Below are 20,536 nucleotides of genomic sequence, written 5' to 3'. Positions count from 1 at the left end.
TTTTTATTAAATTGTAGGAGTGTTATAAACTACATTATCAATCCAGCCTTCTAATGTATATTTATAAAAAATTCTATCAGGTAAATTTTCATATTCTGATTCAAAAAATGATAATGGAATATCAGGATTTCCCTCATCGATTACCAAAATATTCTTAGGATTGTAAAAATCATAATTTACAATATCTGAATTTGTGGTAATTAGTTTTTTCTGCAATCCTATGCTTTCAAATACCCTAAATGTAAGTCCATTTTGACCTTTTCGATTTACATCAAGTAAAACCTGCGAGCGATTTATATATTCATTAATTTCTGATAATGGAATATGATTTGTTATAAATTCAACTGTTGAAGTTTGTTGTTTGTATTTCTTATTATAAACGAAAAATTTATGGCTGATATTTTTTGATTTTAAATCAGCTGCAATTTTTGAAACAATAGGAAGTCTTCGGTCTTTTGAGATGATATTAAAAATCTGATATTCAAATGGTTTTTGAGGCACATTACATTCAGAATTATAGATCCAATTTGTAGCAAGTTTTAAGTTGTATTTTTTGCAGTCTTCTTTTTCAAACGAAAAAACTTCATCAAAATTGGGAATAACTCTAATTATTTTAGGACAACGATACGTATTATCATTAAAGTATGCGATTGTTTTTTTTCCAAACTTCTTTAATTCTAAAACACTTTTTGGATCAATAAAATCGCCTTTGATGACTAATATTACATCTTGTATCTCATTAATTTCTTTTAGATTTTCAAGAATTTTTTTTCCAAAATACATCGTTTTTAAGTTTTTCTTAAAAAACGACTTCAGAATAAAATTATGTATTCGGCAAAGAAAATTAGGGTATTTGTATTCATATTTATTAAAATTAATATGATGTACATTATGTCCCTTTTGTCTTAAAGAGATCGCAATGTGGTTATTAAATCCCCAATTATCATAGCTTACTAAGGTGATACGCATAAATTATTTTGTGTTGAAATATAATATTTAGTATTAAAATTAAAATTGCTTATTAGGCTGGTAATGAATGTTATTTATAATATAAGATGATTCTTAAGTTGGCGAAGATATTAAAAAGAATTTATTGTGCTTTTTTTTCAAAAAAATCTTTAAAAAATTAAAGAAAAATGTGTTTCATTTTTCATAGGCACAAGTTTTTTAATAAGATATCAAAAGCCGTTAAAGGTTGCGTGATTTTTGAAAGTTTTTTTATAGTTGTTTATATTTTCTTCAAATGAAAGATTAATTAAATTTTTAAGAATTTTTGTTATAATGTTCCAACATATTTTATGATTGCAAATTCGTCTATAACTTCCGGATTGATGTTTTTGATGTAAAAACTTTAGTTTCGGCAAAGATAATAATTCAAATTTGGAGAAGTTGTTTTTTTTGAATTTAGCTGAATTTTTATTTAAATTTTTCAAATCGCTTTTTTGTAATATAATATTTATTTTTTGTTTCTATTTTAAGAAATATTAGTATTTATTCGTACGTTTGTTGTAGTATTTTTACGATTAACCTTAAAAAAAAATAAAATGAAAAAAGTGTTACTTTGTGTTTTAGCTGTAACTTCATTATTATCATGTAGTTCTGATCAGGAATCTTCAACTTCCAATGTCAATGGAATCGAAAAGAAAACTGACGTAACAAAGAATGTTATGAAATTTTCATACAATTCTAAATCATATTCATCTTCTTACGAAGTAAAAAATGATTCTACAATTGTACTTAATGAGAGTGTTGCAAACGATGTTTATCAAAAAACACAACAATTACAAGAATTAGCAGTTTATGTAAATGCTGATAAAAGCTTGTTATTTTTTGACAATTATAAAGATTTACAGAAAGCTTTAAATTTAGAGAATAAAAATAGTTCTAAAAAATCAATAACAGGAAAAGCGGCTGCTGTTCAAACGGGAACTATTACTTTTTATGAAAACAATATTACTAATCCTGGACAGTTTTTAACATTTCCAGTGTATGATAATGGTGTTGAAATTCCTGATGTTGGTATTCCTTATGGTTTTAATGATAAAGCAAGTTCTTTTTATATTAAAGTAGATGTGCTTAATAAGTATACTGTAACTTTATTCAGAGATCCTAATTATGGTGGTAGATCAATAAGTTTCTTAGTGCCATTAGAACTTTATGATGGTAACCTTGGAGGTCATAGAATGGGACCAGGTACAAATTGGAATGATCAAATGTCATCTTTTAAGGTGACAGTGAACAACTAATTTTTAATATTTCTTAAATTAGTTTTATAAAATTTGAAATGTCTGTTTTCTTGAAAAACAGACATTTTTTTTAATCATACTAAATTGTTTATTGTATGTATTTAAGTTAGACTTTAAAAAAAAATGTCCGTTTTGTTTTAAAGTCGTTATAATATGTTTGTTAAATTTCGATTATCAAAACTTACTGTTTTAACTACATACAAATTCGTATTAAGGTTGTATACTTCGTTAAGGTTGTGTGTTTTAAAAATGTTTTTTTTCTGGGTAGAAGTTTATAATCAAATATGGATTTTTTTTACGTTTATATGATTTCTTTCATGTAAATTTATATTTTTTTTATTTATTGACTTTCTTGTTATTAATAAGTTTATTTTTGTTTTTTTTAATTCGAAAAAAAACAAAACATCTATGTTTGCTTAGATTCTTGATGTCTAGATCTAATTATAAAGTGCCACATGCCTAAAAATTTTGTAAAAATAGTTATTCCTGTATATAAGGAATTTTTTGGTAATCTAGAAGAGAAATCTTTTCTTCAGTGCTGTAAAATCTTAAAAGATTATGAAATTGTAATAGTACATCCAGAAGGACTAAATCACTCTTATTTATCAGAAAAATTTGATAATATTTCTTCTATAAGTTTCCCAAAGCATTATTTTGCTAATATTGAAGGCTATAATGAATTGTTATTATCGTCTGCTTTTTATGAAAGTTTTTTAGACACAGAATATATTTTAATATATCAATTAGATGCATTTGTTTTTAAAGATGAGTTAAAAAATTGGTGTGAAAAAGGATATGATTATATTGGCGCTCCTTGGTTAGCAGCTTATGCAGACTCTACTTTCAGGAGTTTATTGTTTAAATTTGCCAAATTATTCCGATCGAAAAAGAAAAGAGCTAGAGAAGCAATATTCTTTAAAGTCGGAAATGGTGGATTTTCATTACGAAAGGTGGAATCACATTATGAGATTTCTAAAAAATATAAGGAATTTATTTTTGATTTTTTAAATGAAAAAGATAAAGAAATTTATGCTATTGAAGATGTCTTTTGGTCTTTGAAGGCACCGGAATTAGATTTAAATTTCAAAATCCCTAATTATAAAGAAGCGGTTTATTTTGCTATGGATAGAAAACCTAATCTTGCAATGAAATTAACCCATAATGAACTTCCATTTGGCTGTCATGCTATTAACAAACCCAAAGTAATTAATTTTTGGAAGCCAATAATTGAAAAATACTAAATCAATTTTACCCTAACATGATTGCAAAATTTAAATTTTCTTCTGCTGTAAAAAGCTCAAAAGATATACTGCTTCTGATTAAAAACTTTAATACTGAAGGAGAGCTTTTTGGTAATGGAGATCGTAATAAAATCAAATTATTTGATTTGAACGGAAAAATAATCAACATCAAATCATTCAAAATTCCAAATATAGTTAACAAAATTGCCTATAAATATTTCAGAAAATCAAAGGCCAGACGTTCGTTTGAGTACGCTACGATTTTACTGGAAAAAGGTATCGGAACTCCAGAGCCAATTGCTTTTTTGGAGAATTTTAATGCTATTGGTTTAAGAGACAGTTATTACGCAAGCGAGCATCTTACTTGCGATTTGACTTATAGAGAGCTTGTAGAGATTCCGGACTATCCGGATCATGATGCTATTTTAAGACAATTTACAAAGTTTACTTTTGATTTGCATGAAAAAGGAGTAGAGTTTCTGGATCATTCTCCGGGAAATACTTTGATTAAAAAAGTTACTGAAAATAGATATGAATTTTTCTTAGTTGATTTAAATCGAATGAATTTTCACGATTCAATGAGTTTTGAGCAACGTATAAATAATTTTAGTCGCTTAACGCCTAAAAAAGGTATGATTGCGATAATGAGCAACGAATATTCGAAGTTTTACGCGGAGAAAACCGAAGCTGAAATTTTTGAAAAAATGTGGCAGGCAACCGCTGATTTTCAGGAAGGATTTGCAAAAAAGCAAAGGCTTAAAAAGAAACTGAAATTCTGGAAATCTTAGTTTTTTGCCTTAATTTTTTTAAGTTCCTGGAAACGTACGGCAACGCTCAAAGCATTTAAATAACAAATTATGATCCCTTTTTTACCGTCCAGGAAACCAAAGCGAACAAGATATTGATTCAAAAATTGGTATGCAGGACGAATATAAAAATGGAAAAAATTGGGAGATGTTTCTTTTAAAACTTCTTCCTGAGCTTTTAATTGTCCGTAGAAAATCATTTTTTGCTTATAATCGTGATAATTTGAATAGGAATGATGAATAAGTTTATTTTTTAACTTTCCTGTTTTCCCCTGAATGATTAGTTTTTCGTGAACAATTTTTTTGAGATTATAAATGGCATTTTCTTTTCTGAAAAGCCTAATAATCTTATCAGTTTGCCATCCGCTAAAACGTAATTTTTTATTTTCAAACATGAAATTTCGACGTATAAAATAGGCTGAAACGCTATTTTCCTGATTGATTATAAAGCTAATTTCTTGCTGAAGTTCAGGCGTTAATCTTTCGTCAGCATCTAGAAAAAGAATCCAGGAATTTGAGGCTAAACTCAACGCATAATTGCGTTGAGAAGCAAAATTATCAAAAGAACGTTGTACAACTTTTACGTTCTTAAAAGAAGACGCTATTTCAAAAGTTTTATCTGTACTGAAAGAATCTACCACGATTATCTCATCAGCGAAAGCGAAATCATCAAGAATATTTTTTATATTTTGTTCTTCATTATAGGTAATTACCAATGCCGTTAAAAGTTGTTTTTCCTGTAAAATCATTCTGCAGAATTACTTAAATTTTGTTCCAGGAATAATTTGATTTTAGCCTTAAAAAAATCAGGTTTAAATTCCTCATACAAAGACAAAGATTTTTTCTTGAGCATTTTTTCTGTTTTTTGTTCGAATAAATCCGGACGATAATCTTTTAAATGTACCGAAAGATGATGAATTCCATCTTCAAAAGTAGCCCAGATTTTCTTTTCTATCCAAGGCGAAAAAATAATAAAAGATGGTTTCTCAAGTGCTTTAGCCATATTTATTGCACCGCCATCATTACCAATAATAATATCACATTGATTTACCAAGCCAATAAACGAACGCAAATCTCCTCCTAACATATCAAAATAGATTTTTTCCTGAGTCGAAGGTTTGCAAGCATCAAATACCGTTTTTGCTTCTTGAATTTGTTTCGGAAAATAGTTGAAAAGAATATTTACATCGGCATTGTCAGCAACATAATCAACTACTTTAGCCATGAATTCTAACGGATATGTTTTTAGCTTTTCGCTTCCTAAAAGACTTATCATAACGGTTTTTCGATCTTTTCGAACATTGTGTTTTTCAAAAAGAGCAATTGCTTCCTGATTTTCTTTTTCAGAAACAAATAATTTCGGAATTGGATCAATCTTAATTTTTAAATCTAAAGGTTCTAACAACGAAAGACGTCTTTCGATTGCCAGACCTAAATTAGTTTTAGGGAAAGGTTCAAACGGGACATTATCTGTATATAAAAAAGTTCTTCCGGGTTTTTTATAGGAGATTTTGCGTTTGGCATTGCTCAGTAAAACCAAAATCCAGCTTTCAAGTTTTGAATAGGCATCGATTACTAAATCGTATTTTTCTTTTCGAATTTGCAGTCCGAGATTTAATAATTCTTTTTTATTTTTTCGATGTTTTTCTTCGAATAATATAATATTGTCAATATTTAAATTCCCTTCTAAAATAGGGGTTGTTGAGGTGTTTACCAGATAATTTATTTGAGCATCTGGATAAGCAATACGTAAATTATTGCATATGACAGTACTAATTAGTACGTCGCCAATCATCTTTTTTTGAATTACAAGTATTTTCATGCCAGTTAGACAATGAAAATCGAATAAGGTTTAAAAACGAATCTATAAATTTATCAAATGCCGTGTTAAATTAGCGTAAAAAGACAACCGAAATTTTTATTACCGCAGTAAAAACGTATAAAATAAACTATTGGTTTCAATGTATTTACTTAGTTTTTAAAAGAGTACAATTTAGTTATAGATGTTGGTTTATAAAAAATATAATTTGATCTTTAAATAAATCAGGAGTGAATTTACTATATAGATTAGCCGAATTTGATTTTATTTCCTTGTTAGGTAAGTTTTCAACTAGTTCAGGTTTGTAATCACTTAAATGTACAGAAATATTTTGTTGACCATCCTCAAAAGTTGCCCAGTCATTTTTGTCAACATGGGAAGAAAAAATGGTAAAAGAAGGTTTATTTAGTGCCTTTGCCATATTTATAGCACCACCATCATTTCCTATAATGACATCGCAAAGGTTCATTATAGCAATAAAGGATCTTAAATTATCAGCTAACAAGTCAAAATGTATTTTTTCCTGCGTTTTTTTAGAGCATAGATTATAGATTATTTTAGCATCTTCAACCTGACTTGGAAAGTAATTAAACAGTATCGTAACATCTTTATTATTACTAACATATTCTACTACTTCTGCCATATATTCTAAAGGATATGTTTTTGCTTCTTCACTTCCTAAAAGGCTGAACATTACAATTTTTTGATCTTTTTCTATATTGTGTTTTTCAAATAAAGCCAGAGCATCCTGATTGTCTTTAGGAGCAACGTATAATTTAGGATAAGGATTAGTATTATCCAGATTTAAAGGTTGTAACAGCAAAAGTCTATTGTCTATTGCCTGGCCATAGGTTGATTTGGTCTCTCTTGATAATCTCGAAATATTATGATTATAAATTAACGAAGAATACCATTTGTAGTAGGATATTTTTGTATTTGCGCCTGAAAATAATGTTATTAAATTAGTTTCTAATTTGCCATATGCGTCAATCAAAACATCGTATTTTTTAGATTTAATTTCAAAAATAAATTTAAAAAATGATAAATATGATTTTCTTATTTCGTTTGGCAACACTATAATAGAGTCAATATTTGGATTACCCAATAAAACATCTGTACAATTTGGGTAGCACATAAAATCTATCGTAGCGTTTGGGTGGTCCATTTTTATACTATTACATAGGATAGAGCTTAGTAAAACATCTCCAATTCTTTTTTGTTGTATAATTAATATTTTCATCTTAAAATTAAATTTGAGGGCTTAAAAATTTGATTCTTGTTTTGGTTTAAAAAAAAACGAAATAATCAATCCATGTTACGATATAATAACCATAAAATAAAGTAACGTTTTAAAACAGAAAAAGAGCATATATATGCTAAAATAAATCCTTCCCGACCATTTATAAAACCTAATTTTAGAAAATATTGATTGATAAAAAGGAAAAATGGTTTCATGAAAAAATGATAGATATTTGGTTTTTTATTATTTTGAAATAAAACCAATGCTTCTTCTTTTCGAATTATATTTAGTCTGCTATTAAAATCGTCAAAATTTTTATAAGAAAAAGAGTTTATCTTGTTCTTGAAAACGGTTGCTCTTTTAGGTGGGTTATGATTAAAATCTTCTGAGTAAGAGAATCTTGTTTTATCAAAGACTAAAAGTTTCTTTTTATTTAAATAAACACCATATTTTATTGTTTTTCCAAAGAAAAATAAAGTTTGTCCGGTAAAATAGGATGCAGCAGTTTTTGACTTATCAATTTCTCTAGTTAATTCATTTATAAGTTCTTCCGAAAGATGATCTGTCGTATTAATCACAATTAGCCAATTGTTTCTCGTAGACTCAATTGTAGATTTTATAATATCAGCCCTTTTAGTATCCTTTTGATGAATTACGGTTGCTCCTAATTCTTCAGCAATTGCAGCGGTTTTATCAGTGCTATTATTGTCGATTAAAATAATCTCATTGGCAAAAGATAAATTATCAATATGCTTTTTTATATAGATCTCATCATTATAGGAAAGAGAGATAACACTGATGTTTTTGGTGGACACGATTTCTGATTTTTTCGGCAAAATTAATGTTAAAAAGTATAACTTTACCGAAAATTAATTAAAATGTCTAAATTACCAATTTTAATGTATCATAATGTATGTCAATCTGATTCAGATTGTAATAAATTGACAGTTTCGGTACAAAATTTAGAAAGACAATTTCAGTATTTAACAGAAAAAGGGTATAAAACATTTCATTTTTCTGAGTTAAACATAATGAAAGCGATTCCTAAAAAAAGCATTATTCTTACGTTTGATGACGTTACAGAAAATCAATTAATTTATGCGTTGCCATTATTAGAAAAATTTAAACTAAAAGCTAGTTTTTTTATTCCTTTTCAATATATTGGAAAAACAGATTTATGGAATGAGAGTACAGGAGAACCGGCACAAAAAATAATGACTATTGAGCAATTAAAACAATTGCCATCTGAAATAATTGAGCTAGGTTATCATTCTTATCAACACAACAGATATCAAACTTTAAGTCCTTTGGAGATACAAAATGATTTTTTGAAATGTGAGGAAGAAATAAAAAGTCATAATCTTAATGTATATCCGGCACTAGCTTATCCTTATGGAAATTATCCTAAGGAAAGTACTGAAAAAGCTAATTTTAAAACTTTGATTAGCGAAAATAAAATGAAATTTGGACTAAAGATTGGTAATCGTCCTAATACATTTCCGTTTAAGGATAATTACGAAGTTAAACGTATAGATATTAAAGGTTTAGATAGTTTAATGGTTTTTAAATTAAAAATAAAATTTGGTAAATTAAAATTATTCTAAATTTTTTTCGAGTAATACCATCTTAGCATATCTGGAAAAAACACCATAAGCATCGATTGATGCCGCCGCTAATCCGGGAACTCCATCCAGATAAACTCTTTTTATAAAATAAGTATGAAAAAAACGATAGAAAGGTTTAAATATCAGTAAGAATAGAGTTGCCTTTTTTCCTTTTTTTATAGACATTTTTGCCTGGAACCATGCATATTGGTCTTTTTTACTTATAAAATGAAATAAACCTTTATAAGTGTAATGTATCATGTAGTTTTTTAATACAGGAGCTTTCGATTTTACAACTAATTTTTCATGTACTTCATTTTCAAAACGAATACTATCATTTTTTACTAAACGCGTTATTTTATCCGTATAGTGAAATAAGAAACGATCCATAAAAAAGTGAGGAAACCAAATTCTGTATGCATCACTTTTGTTTGAATTAATAGTTTCCAGAATTTCCTTTTGTAATTCCTCAGAAACTCTTTCGTCGGCATCTAAAAAAAGAACCCATTCTCCAGTTGTAGATTCAATTGCGTGATTTCTTTGATTACAATAGTTGTCAAATTTTCTAAAAATAAGTTTTGCTCCCAGATCTGTAACAATCTTTGTAGTCGAATCAGTACTATGCGAATCTAAAACAATTATTTCATCAGCAAATTCAACAGATCGAATTGCATCGCCAATGTATGACTCTTCATTGTAAGTTAATATAATTACGGATAATTTTTTACCTTCTATAGACATGATCAGGGGTTTATAATCTTATTTTAGTCTTTTTTATTAGGGCAAAATCTTTGCCTATAAAAACGATACAATGATATAATTTTTTTCGTGATTTTGCACAAAAAAAAATCATTTTCCCTACAGTAGTAAGAAAAATGATTTTTTAATTTTTTTTATCTAAAATTATATCACCTTACACAGCAACATCATATTCGCGAAGTGCATTATTTAATGACGTTTTTAAATCTGTAGATGGTTTACGTGTACCAATAATTAAAGCACATGGAACCTGAAATTCACCAGCAGCGAATTTTTTAGTATAACTTCCAGGAATTACAACTGAACGAGCAGGAACAAAACCTTTCATTTCAACAGGCTCATCACCAGTTACATCGATAATTTTTGTTGAAGCAGTCAAACAAACGTTAGCACCTAGAACAGCTTCTTTACCAACATGAACTCCTTCTACAACGATACAACGAGAACCAATAAAAGCACCGTCTTCAATAATTACGGGAGCAGCTTGCAATGGTTCTAAAACTCCACCAATACCAACACCACCGCTTAAGTGAACGTTTTTACCAATTTGAGCACAACTACCAACAGTAGCCCAAGTATCAACCATTGTTCCTTCGTCTACATATGCACCAATATTTACATAACTTGGCATTAAGATAACACCACTTGAAATGTAAGCTCCATAACGAGCAACAGCATTTGGTACGACACGAATTCCTTTTTCAGCATAACCTCTTTTTAGCAACATTTTGTCATGGTATTCGAAAATACCAGATTCCCATGTTTCCATTTTTTGAATTGGAAAATACATTACAACTGCTTTCTTAACCCATTCGTTTACTTGCCATTTGTCTCCAACTGGTTCAGCACAACGTAATTTTCCTGCATCAACCAATTCGATCACTTCTCTAATAGCATCTGTCGTAGCAGTTTCTTGTAATAAAGCTCTGTTTTCCCAAGCTTGTTCAATTATAGTTTGTAAAGAATTCATAAGTTTTAATTTTTGGCAAAGATAACGTATTTGAGCAAAATCAAAAAAGTAAAACCTTTGTAAAATGTTACAGATATAACTTTTTGTTTTTAATTTGATAAATAAAAATCGTTGTTCATAATCATAAAGTCCTGAAAAAAGTTCCCTAAAAAGTTTTTTTTATATCAAAATATGACAAAAATCAGATTTTGATTTTTTTCTTCGCTTTAATTTCGCGCCATAATTCCGGAACAACTTTGAACTGGAAGTTTAAAATGCCATTCCAAAACAAATCACTTAATCAGTATAAAATGAATCAAGAAAATAAGCTGCGAAACCAAGTTACAGTTATTGATAAAGAAGTCTCGTGGGACAAAACTCAGGTAATCATGAGTAAAACAAATGCTTTTGGCATAATTGAATATGCAAATGAGACATTTGTTGATGTGTCAGGTTATGAAGATTATGAATTAATGGGACAACCACACAATATTATTCGCCATCCTGATATGCCAAAGGTTATTTTTAAAGTGCTTTGGGAAAATCTTAAAGCTGGAAAAAATTTCCACGCAATTGTAAAAAATTTAGCTAAGTCAGGCCGATACTATTGGGTTATAACTGATTTTGAAATCGCCAAAGATGAAAATGGCGTAATTGTCAATTATTTTGGAAGAAGACAATCAGTTCCGCAAGAAGTAATTACACAACACATTATTCCTTTATATAAGAAGTTATTGCAAATTGAAGCCGCAAGTGGAGTAGAGTTTAGCGAAAAATATTTGATTGGATTTCTGGAAGAAAAAAAGAGAAGTTACGTAGAATATATTAAGGAGTTGATTTATGAACATGAAAAAGGACAGGCAAAATTTTCTCAATATGTAGCAGAAGAGGAAGAGGAAGAAGAGGAAAGAGGTTTTTTTAGAAGGTTATTCAATAGATAAATTTATTATATTTTTTTAGGTTCAGATAATTTGGGTAAAGTCCGTTTTGAGTTTTCAAAACGGATTTTTTTAATTAATTATCCCCAAGTGTAAATAATAGATTTTATTGAAAGTTATATTACAATCTACTCTTTGAAAAGTTTATATTTGTAGTATAAGTATTTTATTATGAAAGTAATAAGAATAGAATTTAGGTCAGATGTTAAAGAAAGATTGTTAGAAATTTTGGGTTGTTTTTCTTCTGATGAATTAAAGATTATATTTAAAGATCCTGATTTTGATGAAAATAAAAGGAGATTACATGCGACTTATGCTAAATTAAAAAGTGGAACAACAAAATTATATACGTTAGAGGAAGTTGATGAAATGTTAGAAAAAACAATTTCTCAATTTGAAGATTAGTTTTTACCAAGATTGTATTCAGATTTAATAAGATGAAAAACAGTGTATATCTTATTTATATCATTTATAAAATATAGAAATTCTCTTTAGGTTTGTGAATTTTCCTTTTATCTTTGAATAAAAATTCAAAAATGCCAAGAATTCTCTCTATAGACTACGGACAAAAGCGCACAGGAATTGCCGTTACTGACGAAATGCAAATTATAGCTTCGGGTTTGACGACGATTCCAACAGCGACTGTAATTGATTTTTTGAAAGATTACTTTGCGAAAGAAAAAGTCGAAGCAGTTTTAATTGGTGAGCCAAAACAAATGAATGGAGAACCTTCACAAAGTGCTTCAATCGTTAAAGGTTTTGTGACTCATTTTTCTAATATTTTTCCAGATATGAAAGTTGTTCGTGTAGATGAACGCTTTACTTCAAAGATGGCTTTTCAAACTATGATCGATAGCGGATTGAGTAAAAAGCAACGACAAAATAAAGGATTAATTGACGAAATTTCGGCAACAATAATGCTTCAGGATTATCTTTCTTCAAAACGATTTTAATTTTTTTAACTTTCAAAGCAGTAGTCTTTTATTTTTTAGAAAAAACATAACTTTTATCATGTAATTTTAGTTTTTTTTTGCAATTATAAAAAGTACCTTTGCACTTTAAAAACAAATTACTGTTATGCCTGACAATACAATACGTTCCAATAGTGAAGTAGTGCTTATTGGAGCTGGAATTATGAGCGCAACCCTTGGATTAATTTTGAAAGAGTTGCAACCGGATATTAAAATTGAAATTTATGAACGTTTAGATGTCGCTGCTGCCGAAAGCTCTGATGCTTGGAATAATGCAGGAACAGGACATTCAGCTTTTTGCGAGCTAAATTACACTCCGGAAAAGGCTGACGGAAGTATTGATCCAAAAAAAGCAATAAGTATAGCAGAATCTTTTGAGATTTCTCGCCAATTCTGGTCTTATCTAGTTCAGGAAAATAAAGTACCATCTCCGGATAATTTTATTAAAAGTGTTCCTCATATGAGTTTTGTTTGGGGAGAAAAAAATGTTGAGTATCTTAAAAAGAGATTCGAAGCGTTGCAAAGCAATCCTATTTTTTCTCAAATGGAATTTAGTTCTGATTTTGAAAAATTAAAAGAATGGATGCCGCTTGTAATGGAAGGTAGAGAGACCACAGAAAAACTGGCAGCTACTCACATGGAAATTGGTACCGATGTAAACTTTGGTGCTTTGACAAGAAGTATGTTTAGCTATTTAGAAAAACTAGACGGTGTTTCTATTTATTACAATCATGAAGTTGAAAAATTAAAACAACGCGAAGATAAAACGTGGAGAATTAAAATAGTAGATCTTTCTACAGGCGAAAAAAGAAAAGCGTATACTAAATTTGTTTTCATTGGTGCTGGCGGAGGCTCATTGCCTTTATTAGAAAAAGCAAATGTTCCTGAAGGAAATGGTTACGGAGGTTTCCCGGTAAGCGGACAATGGCTGAAATGTACAAATCCGGAAGTAATTGCTAAACATCAGGCAAAAGTTTACGGAAAAGCAAGTGTTGGAGCGCCTCCAATGTCTGTTCCACATATTGATACTCGTGTAATTGATGGAGAAAAAGCATTGCTTTTTGGACCTTTTGCAGGATTTTCAACTCGTTTCTTAAAAAATGGTTCTTATCTAGATTTACCATTATCTATAAAAGCAAACAATCTAATTCCGATGTTATCAGCGGGATTTCATAATATTCCATTGACTAAATATTTAATCGAGCAAGTACGTCAATCTCCAAAAGACAGAATGAAAGCTTTACGCGAATATTTACCATCGGCACGTTCTAAAGACTGGAAATTAGAAAAAGCCGGACAACGTGTTCAGGTAATCAAAAAAGATGAAAAAGAAGGTGGAGTTTTAGAATTTGGTACAGAAGTTATCAATACGCATGACGGAACTTTAGCAGTGTTATTAGGAGCTTCTCCAGGAGCATCGACTGCAGTTGCAATTATGATTGATTTGGTTAGCAGATGCTTTACAGACCAAATTAAAACACCGGAATGGGAAGCAAAAATGAAAAACATGATTCCTTCTTACGGACAAACTTTAAATGATAAACCAGAGCTTTTAGCAGAACTAAGAAAACATACTTCTGAAGTTTTGAAATTAAGAAATAACTAAACTCAGGTTCTATAATAAATAACAAATCCAGATGAATTAATCTGGATTTGTTGCTTTTATCTCTTTTGTAATTTTTAGAATTTTTTCGGCAAGATTACTCATCCAAATCAATTGTTCGATAACCATTTGAGCTTCCTGCATTTTTGCCTGACGTGTTTCTTTGTCAAGTTCATCATCTGCTGCCAAACGTTTAAAATTAACACGTTTTAGTTCTTCAAATTGAAGCGTTACATCTTCCTTGTCAAAAAATGTATCTGTTATAATTGCTTCATTTCTTAGAATAGAAATTGAATGATCTAAATTTGACAATATTGTTTTTATAATGTAATTAAATGATTCAGAAGCTGATGTCGTTTGATGCGACTGAATATAAGTCGATAATGACGCTAAAGCAGATAAAATCGAATGATTTAAAACAACCAATTTATTAACCAAAGGCATTGTTTTTTGTTTTGATTTTGGTTCCTGCATCATTCGTTGAAAAGAGGTCATTAAATTTCCAATTTCAACAAAAGCATTTTTTCGGGCTAATCGGTAAGAAGTTGGTATTTCTCCTTTTTTATTATAAAAATCAGCAATTTCTTTGAGATAATTTCTATTGGCACGAATCGTATTTTCAATATGAATCGGAGTATTTATAAATTCCCATGCCGGCCATAAAAACTGATTGGCAATAAACGCTAAAGTTGCTCCGGCAAGAGTATCTAAAACTCTAAATTGGATAACTTCAACAACATTAGGAGTTAAAATTCCGTATATAAAAACAACATACATTGTTACGAAAGTTGCGCTTATCTTATAGTTGATTTGTGTAAACGAAATTCCAAGAAGCATACAAACAATAGATAATATACTAAGAGCAACGTGGTTTTGAATAAAAGAAACAATTCCAAAAGCCAATAATCCTCCCAGAATAGTTCCGAAAATTCTATTATAGGATCGCTCTTTGGTTAAACCATAACCAGGACGCATGATTACTACTATTGTCAATAAAATCCAATATACGTTTTGAAATGGTAAAAGCTGTCCAATGAAAAAACCAATCAAAATAGTAATCGTTAAACGCAAAGAATGCCTGAAAATCGAAGACGAAAGACTTAAATTTTCGGTTAAAGTACGTAAGGGATAATATTGCGGTGTCAGGAATTTTTCAAGTTCTTTATCCTTGTCTTTCAGTTTGAAAGATTGCATTGCAAGAGAAAAAGCACGTTGAATAATTTTGATTTTTCCAACTTGGTTTTTAGCATATTTCAGCATATTGGTTAACATCAAAACACCTTCGGCAGCTTCTTCTTTACCTAATGTTTTTTCATAATCAAAAATGGCAAATTCAAGAGCATCGAGTTCGTTTTTTAAATCGTTTTTGTCTACATAAACGGCAATATGGTGTACGTTTTTGGATAACTTCTTTAAAGTCGAAGCCAGTTTATACGCTACATTTTGATACGTTCTTAGAACATCCGGGTGTTTGGCAAATTTTTCATGAAGCTTGCTGTGATCAAACGAAGTATAAAGTGCCAGTTCCTGAATTTCGACAAGAGTAATAAAAACAAGCAGCATTTTACGGTTTTGACTTGTCGTTGCTGATGCATTCTGATTGCCAATAAGCATTTTTCTTAAATCTTCATGAATCAGATTCAAATCAACCTGAACAGCCAGTTGTTTTTCAATTATGGCTTGTCTGTTGGCTTCAGGGCTCCACAAATCACCTCTTAATTTTAGATATTTTGCCGTTAGCTTTATTCCTTCGGCAATTTGTAATTCTACATATTTATAAGGTTGCACAAAATGAAAAACAAGAGATACAATCAAATATAAAATTCCACCAACAAAGATAAAACCCGAATATTCAAAAGCTTCCCAACCTTCGTGCAAATGACCAAAAGATAGAGAAATAGATAATAAAGCCGAGAATGAAACCAATGTAGCACGTTGTCCATAAACAGAAATCATCGAGCATAAAAAAAGCAGAAACCCAAGAAACGGATAAAATATAAAAGGATATGGATAAGCAAGGTTTACTAACAAATTAACTCCTGATACAATAAATGAAGCAACAATAAGTCCCTTAATCTTATGACTTAATGAACTCGGGATATCACTAGGATAGGTATAAAAGGCACCTAAAGCAATTGTAAAACCAATTTCAAAGTGTCCTAAAAAATTTAAAATCAAAACAGGAACAACAGAAGCAATCGTTACTTTTGAGGCATTTAAAAAAGAAGTACTGTTGGTAAATTTCGAGATACGATCAAGCATATATTGCGGTTTACTAGCAAAGGTAAGAATTGTACGAATTATTTTGGCATAATATTGGATGAGATTTTGCGCAGAAAGCAAAAAGAAGAGATATTCTATGGTATAAAATTATTCATTGACTATTTTTTACTATTTTTGCCACCTGAATTAAGGAGGACTAAATTTAGGTTTTTCAGTAGATAATACATTAAAATAATACAAATGATTTTACCAATTGTAGGATATGGTGATCCTGTTTTAAGAAAAGTGGGTGAGGCAATTACGCCAGATTACCCAAACTTAAAAGAAACGATAGCAAACATGTATGAAACCATGTACAACGCTTATGGTGTTGGACTTGCTGCACCGCAAGTAGGTATGGCAATTCGTTTGTTTGTGATTGATACGACTCCGTTTAGCGATGATGAGGATTTACCGTCAGAAGAGCAAGAAGATTTAAAAGGTTTCAAAAAAACTTTTATCAATGCTAAGATAGTTAAAGAAGAAGGTGAGGAGTGGAGTTTTAACGAAGGATGTTTAAGTATTCCGGATGTTCGCGAAGATGTTTATAGAAAACCAACTGTTACAATCGAATATTGTGAAGAAGACTTCGTAATGAAAACAGAGGTTTTTGATGGTTTAATTGCAAGAGTTATTCAGCACGAATACGATCATATCGAAGGCGTTTTATTTACAGATAAAATTTCTTCATTGAAAAAGCGTTTGATCCAAAAGAAATTGAAAAATATTACTGAAGGTAAAACTTTTCAAGAGTACAGAATGAAATTTGCAGCTGCCAAAAAAGGAAGATAAGAATTCTAAAGTAAGTTTTAGAATCAACAAAATATAATAAATCAAATTCTTAATACTAATTTTAATAAACATGAATTTAGAGAAAATTTTAGCCATTTCTGGGAAACCAGGTTTATATGTATTGAAAGTACAAACTCGTACAGGTTTTGTGGCAGAATCATTATTAGATGGAAAAAAAATTACAGTAAACTTAAAAAGTAACGTAAGTTTATTATCAGAGATTTCAATTTATACACACGATGGTGAAAAACCATTGACTGAAGTAATGCAACGTATTGCAACTAAAGAAAATAAAGGTCAGGCTATTTCACACAAAGAAGATAATGCTACGTTAGCGGCTTATTTCAAAGAAATTTTACCTGATTATGATGAAGAAAGAGTTTATCCTTCTGATATTAAAAAAGTATTAAACTGGTACAATACACTTGAGGCAAAAGGTTTAGTTACTGACGCTGCTCCAGCTGCTGCTGAAGTTACTGAGGAAGTTCCGGTTGCTGAAGAAAAACCAAAAAAAGCTCCAGCTGCTAAAAAAGCAAAAGCTAAAAAAGAAGAATAGTATATTTTTACTTTCAAAATATATTAAATCCTGTTAAGATGTTTTCTTAGCAGGATTTTTTTTGTAAGTATTTTTGTGTTTTATTTATGACTTTTCATTGTGTCAAAACTAAATTTAAAATTTAATTTTGTAAGAAAAATAATCTATTTAAAAGTATTGAAATTAGGGAAATAAAATTGCGTTTCAAACGTAATTTTTGATTTTTAGGTAATATTTGTTAATCAAGGTTATTTCAAATAAAAAATTTAAATAAAAAAAAATGAAAAGAATAACCGCAAAAATTTTGCTTGGTTCAGTTTTGATGATGTTTGTTGCATGTTCAGATAAAAATAACACGAAAGAAGAAGAGAAAAAGCATTGGAATTACGAAGGAGAAACCGGACCGGAACATTGGTCAGAAATTGATCAGAATGATTGTGGAGGAAGTGCACAATCGCCAATAGATATAATAAATACAGAAACAGATAAAACGTTGCTTCCAATTGACTTTCATTACAATGAAAAAACAAAAATTCATGATATCATAAATAATGGACATTCGATTCAGGTTGATTTTGAACCGGACGATTACATTATGATAAACGGTGATAAGTATGAATTAAAACAATTTCATTTTCATGAACCTGCAGAACATACCATTCGTGGTGTAAGATATCCATTAGTTATTCATATGGTTCACATGAACAAAGATGGCAAGTATGCCGTAGTTGCAATTATGGCTCAGGAGGATCAGGAAATCAACGAAGCATTTGAGTTTCTGGACAAATTCTTACCTCTAAAAGTAAATGAAAGCATAAAAGTAAACGAAGATTTTAATATTAATAAAGTACTGCCGGAAAATCAGACATATTATACTTACACAGGCTCACTTACTACTCCGCCTTGTACAGAAGGAGTTCAATGGTATATTTTAAAAAATCCTGTAGGCGTTTCTTCAAAAATAATTGAAGATCTGAGAAAGATAATGCCAATTAATAATTTTAGAAATGTGCAGCCATTAAATGGAAGAATAATTAAGGAATCAATATAATTGATTGTTTATACAAAAAAGAAGGTCTATTACGGCCTTCTTTTTTTGTATTTATGCCTCATTTAATTAATTAAAATATCTAATTTTGATTCAACAATAGAAAACAAATGAGCAAAGAACTTCAACTTAAAGCCTTCGAAAGATTATTAATTATTATGGATGAGCTTCGTGAGCAATGTCCATGGGATAAAAAGCAAACTTTGCAGACGCTTAGACATCTTACAATTGAAGAAACTTATGAATTAGGTGATGCCATTTTGGATAATGATCTGAATGAAGTTAAAAAAGAATTAGGTGATTTATTATTGCATATTGTTTTTTATGCTAAAATTGGTTCAGAAACCAATGATTTTGATATTGCTGATGTTTGTAATGAAATTTGCGATAAACTAATTCATCGTCATCCTCATATTTATAGCGATACAGTTGTAAAAGACGAAGAAGAAGTCAAACAAAATTGGGAAAAATTAAAACTAAAAGAAGGTAAAAAATCTGTTTTAGAAGGCGTTCCAAAAAGTTTACCTGCATTAGTAAAAGCAAGCCGAATTCAGGACAAAGTAAAAGGAGTTGGTTTTGACTGGGAAGAACCACATCAGGTTTGGGATAAAGTACAGGAAGAACTTGAAGAACTACAAGTCGAAGTTAAATCTGGTGATCAGGATAAAATTGAAGCCGAATTTGGTGATGTTTTATTCTCGATGATTAATTATGCACGATTTCTAAATGTGAATCCCGAAGATGCTTTAGAACGCACAAATAAAAAGTTTATTAAGCGTTTTCAATATCTCGAAAGTAAAGCCAGTGAATTAGGAAAACCTTTAATGGATATGACTTTGGCAGAAATGGACGTGTTTTGGAACGAAGCAAAAAAACTATAACTATTCAGCTAGTTTTTTTAATGCTCTTACATCTTTAAGGATAATTTTTTTTCCTAGTAATTCAATTAATTCCAGTTTATTAAAATCAGATAATAATCGAATGCAGCTTTCTGTTGCAGTTCCAATCATTCCGGCTAATTCTTCTCGGCTTAGTTGTACTTTTAGCGTTTTGTCTGTGTTTTCTCCAAAGGCATCATACAAATACAGCAAAGTTTCTGCTAATCGTTGTTTTACAGTTTTTTGAACTAAGGCAATTTTATCGTTTTCAGATTCTTTCAAATCTTCACAAACAGATTGCATCAGGTTCATCGAGAATTGATTGTTATTATTAAAGAAATGTATGATTTCGCTTTTCGGAATAAAACAAACTTCCATATCCGCAACCGCTTTTGCAGTCAAATTTGCTGGTTCATTACTAATCATAGAACGTTGTCCTAAGAGTTCGCCTGATTTTACCAGCTTGATAATCTGATCTTTTCCGTTCGCGCTTAATTTAGAAAGTTTTCCAACGCCGTCTTTTACACAAAAAACACCATTTGTTACTTCGCCTTCTTCAAAAATAGCTTCGCCTTTTTTTATAGTGTAAGTAGATTTGCTATTAGCCAACTTTATTACCTCATCTTTATTCAGCGCTTTAAGAGAAGATAACTGTCTTACGATACATTGGTCACATTTATTCATAGCAAAAATATTTACTGCAAAATTAACCATTATTCGCTTTCGAAGGTCTTATTATTAGGGAAAAAACATATAAAATGTCTTATGTTGTTATTTCTCAGTTTTATTTGAGTAAATTTAGAATTAGATTTTATTGCAATATGATAAATGTCATATTTAAAATC

At 29.8% G+C, this 20,536-nt stretch carries 21 protein-coding genes; 12 read left to right on the top strand and 9 right to left on the bottom strand.

Annotated elements, in window-relative coordinates; genetic code table 11:
• Window positions 1-6: 6 nt before the first annotated feature.
• On the bottom strand, window positions 7-969 hold the full coding sequence (locus C8C83_RS26880; protein ID WP_132011985.1) for a hypothetical protein: 963 nt from the start codon (window positions 967-969) through the stop codon (window positions 7-9).
• A gap of 575 nt (window positions 970-1,544) precedes the next feature.
• On the opposite strand from C8C83_RS26880, the gene C8C83_RS26875 reads away from it, so the two are divergent.
• The 3 genes from C8C83_RS26875 (at window position 1,545) to C8C83_RS26865 (ending at window position 4,275) form a co-directional block, all read left to right on the top strand.
• Window positions 1,545-2,246, top strand: a complete 702-nt coding sequence (locus C8C83_RS26875) for a hypothetical protein (RefSeq protein WP_121325817.1) — start codon at window positions 1,545-1,547, stop codon at window positions 2,244-2,246.
• 455 nt (window positions 2,247-2,701) lie between these two features.
• Entirely contained in the window at window positions 2,702-3,487 is a 786-nt protein-coding gene (locus C8C83_RS26870; protein WP_121325816.1) for a DUF5672 family protein, read from the top strand.
• A gap of 17 nt (window positions 3,488-3,504) precedes the next feature.
• Window positions 3,505-4,275, top strand: a complete 771-nt coding sequence (locus C8C83_RS26865; protein WP_121325815.1) for a Kdo domain containing protein — start codon at window positions 3,505-3,507, stop codon at window positions 4,273-4,275.
• Here C8C83_RS26865 and C8C83_RS26860 read toward each other — a convergent pair.
• From C8C83_RS26860 to C8C83_RS26845, 4 genes are all read right to left on the bottom strand, one after another.
• The gene (locus tag C8C83_RS26860; RefSeq protein WP_121325814.1) at window positions 4,272-5,042 is read right to left on the bottom strand and encodes a glycosyltransferase family 2 protein; all 771 of its coding nucleotides are present in this window, start codon (window positions 5,040-5,042) and stop codon (window positions 4,272-4,274) included. The two genes, C8C83_RS26865 and C8C83_RS26860, sit on opposite strands and share 4 nt — an antisense overlap.
• On the bottom strand, window positions 5,039-6,115 hold the full coding sequence (locus tag C8C83_RS26855; protein WP_121325813.1) for a glycosyltransferase family 9 protein: 1,077 nt from the start codon (window positions 6,113-6,115) through the stop codon (window positions 5,039-5,041). The genes C8C83_RS26860 and C8C83_RS26855 overlap by 4 nt, the downstream gene beginning before the upstream one ends.
• A 175-nt stretch (window positions 6,116-6,290) precedes the next feature.
• Window positions 6,291-7,352 (bottom strand): glycosyltransferase family 9 protein, encoded by a 1,062-nt coding sequence (locus C8C83_RS26850; RefSeq protein ID WP_132011984.1) that lies wholly within the window; start codon window positions 7,350-7,352, stop codon window positions 6,291-6,293.
• A 65-nt stretch (window positions 7,353-7,417) separates the two neighbouring features.
• Window positions 7,418-8,167 carry a glycosyltransferase gene (locus C8C83_RS26845; protein WP_165877258.1) on the bottom strand — a complete coding sequence of 250 codons (750 nt, stop codon included), beginning with the start codon at window positions 8,165-8,167 and terminating at the stop codon, window positions 7,418-7,420.
• 63 nt (window positions 8,168-8,230) lie between these two features.
• Between C8C83_RS26845 and C8C83_RS26840 the strand changes: the two genes are divergently transcribed.
• Window positions 8,231-8,956: a polysaccharide deacetylase family protein gene (locus C8C83_RS26840; protein WP_121325810.1), complete on the top strand. Its 726-nt coding sequence runs from the start codon at window positions 8,231-8,233 to the stop codon at window positions 8,954-8,956.
• Here C8C83_RS26840 and C8C83_RS26835 read toward each other — a convergent pair.
• Both C8C83_RS26835 and C8C83_RS26830 read right to left on the bottom strand, forming a co-directional pair.
• Window positions 8,948-9,697, bottom strand: a complete 750-nt coding sequence (locus C8C83_RS26835; protein ID WP_121325809.1) for a glycosyltransferase family 2 protein — start codon at window positions 9,695-9,697, stop codon at window positions 8,948-8,950. The two genes, C8C83_RS26840 and C8C83_RS26835, sit on opposite strands and share 9 nt — an antisense overlap.
• 172 nt (window positions 9,698-9,869) lie before the next feature.
• The gene (locus tag C8C83_RS26830) at window positions 9,870-10,685 is read right to left on the bottom strand and encodes a 2,3,4,5-tetrahydropyridine-2,6-dicarboxylate N-succinyltransferase (RefSeq protein WP_035683702.1); all 816 of its coding nucleotides are present in this window, start codon (window positions 10,683-10,685) and stop codon (window positions 9,870-9,872) included.
• A gap of 290 nt (window positions 10,686-10,975) precedes the next feature.
• Here C8C83_RS26830 and C8C83_RS26825 point away from each other — a divergent pair, with 290 nt between their 5' ends.
• The 4 genes from C8C83_RS26825 to C8C83_RS26810 all read left to right on the top strand — a co-directional run bounded on the left by C8C83_RS26825 (window position 10,976) and on the right by C8C83_RS26810 (window position 14,179).
• Window positions 10,976-11,605: a PAS domain-containing protein gene (locus C8C83_RS26825; RefSeq protein WP_132011982.1), complete on the top strand. Its 630-nt coding sequence runs from the start codon at window positions 10,976-10,978 to the stop codon at window positions 11,603-11,605.
• A 168-nt stretch (window positions 11,606-11,773) separates the two neighbouring features.
• Window positions 11,774-12,007 carry a hypothetical protein gene (locus tag C8C83_RS26820; protein ID WP_121325808.1) on the top strand — a complete coding sequence of 78 codons (234 nt, stop codon included), beginning with the start codon at window positions 11,774-11,776 and terminating at the stop codon, window positions 12,005-12,007.
• A 131-nt stretch (window positions 12,008-12,138) separates the two neighbouring features.
• Window positions 12,139-12,555 carry a Holliday junction resolvase RuvX gene (gene ruvX / locus C8C83_RS26815; protein WP_121325807.1) on the top strand — a complete coding sequence of 139 codons (417 nt, stop codon included), beginning with the start codon at window positions 12,139-12,141 and terminating at the stop codon, window positions 12,553-12,555.
• A gap of 124 nt (window positions 12,556-12,679) precedes the next feature.
• Window positions 12,680-14,179 (top strand): malate:quinone oxidoreductase, encoded by a 1,500-nt coding sequence (locus C8C83_RS26810; protein WP_121325806.1) that lies wholly within the window; start codon window positions 12,680-12,682, stop codon window positions 14,177-14,179.
• 36 nt (window positions 14,180-14,215) lie between these two features.
• Here C8C83_RS26810 and C8C83_RS26805 read toward each other — a convergent pair whose 3' ends face one another.
• On the bottom strand, window positions 14,216-16,438 hold the full coding sequence (locus tag C8C83_RS26805) for an FUSC family membrane protein (RefSeq protein ID WP_121325805.1): 2,223 nt from the start codon (window positions 16,436-16,438) through the stop codon (window positions 14,216-14,218).
• A 201-nt stretch (window positions 16,439-16,639) separates the two neighbouring features.
• On the opposite strand from C8C83_RS26805, the gene def reads away from it, so the two are divergent.
• From def to mazG, 4 genes are all read left to right on the top strand, one after another.
• Entirely contained in the window at window positions 16,640-17,230 is a 591-nt protein-coding gene (gene def / locus C8C83_RS26800; RefSeq protein ID WP_099711643.1) for a peptide deformylase, read from the top strand.
• A gap of 70 nt (window positions 17,231-17,300) precedes the next feature.
• Window positions 17,301-17,786 carry a DUF5606 domain-containing protein gene (locus C8C83_RS26795; RefSeq protein ID WP_121325804.1) on the top strand — a complete coding sequence of 162 codons (486 nt, stop codon included), beginning with the start codon at window positions 17,301-17,303 and terminating at the stop codon, window positions 17,784-17,786.
• A 259-nt stretch (window positions 17,787-18,045) separates the two neighbouring features.
• Window positions 18,046-18,816, top strand: a complete 771-nt coding sequence (locus C8C83_RS26790) for a carbonic anhydrase family protein (RefSeq protein ID WP_132011981.1) — start codon at window positions 18,046-18,048, stop codon at window positions 18,814-18,816.
• A gap of 107 nt (window positions 18,817-18,923) precedes the next feature.
• Window positions 18,924-19,694, top strand: coding sequence for a nucleoside triphosphate pyrophosphohydrolase (gene mazG, locus C8C83_RS26785; protein ID WP_121325803.1), 771 nt, complete (start codon window positions 18,924-18,926; stop codon window positions 19,692-19,694).
• Here the strand turns inward: mazG and C8C83_RS26780 are convergent, their stop codons facing one another.
• Window positions 19,695-20,375: a Crp/Fnr family transcriptional regulator gene (locus tag C8C83_RS26780; protein ID WP_121329888.1), complete on the bottom strand. Its 681-nt coding sequence runs from the start codon at window positions 20,373-20,375 to the stop codon at window positions 19,695-19,697. It abuts the gene before it with no gap.
• Window positions 20,376-20,536 lie beyond the last annotated feature (161 nt).

The organism is Flavobacterium sp. 90 (genome assembly GCF_004339525.1).
Classification (GTDB): Bacteria; Bacteroidota; Bacteroidia; order Flavobacteriales; family Flavobacteriaceae; genus Flavobacterium.
Note: the sequence above shows the minus strand (reverse complement) of the source record. Positions and strands in the feature narration are given on the sequence as shown.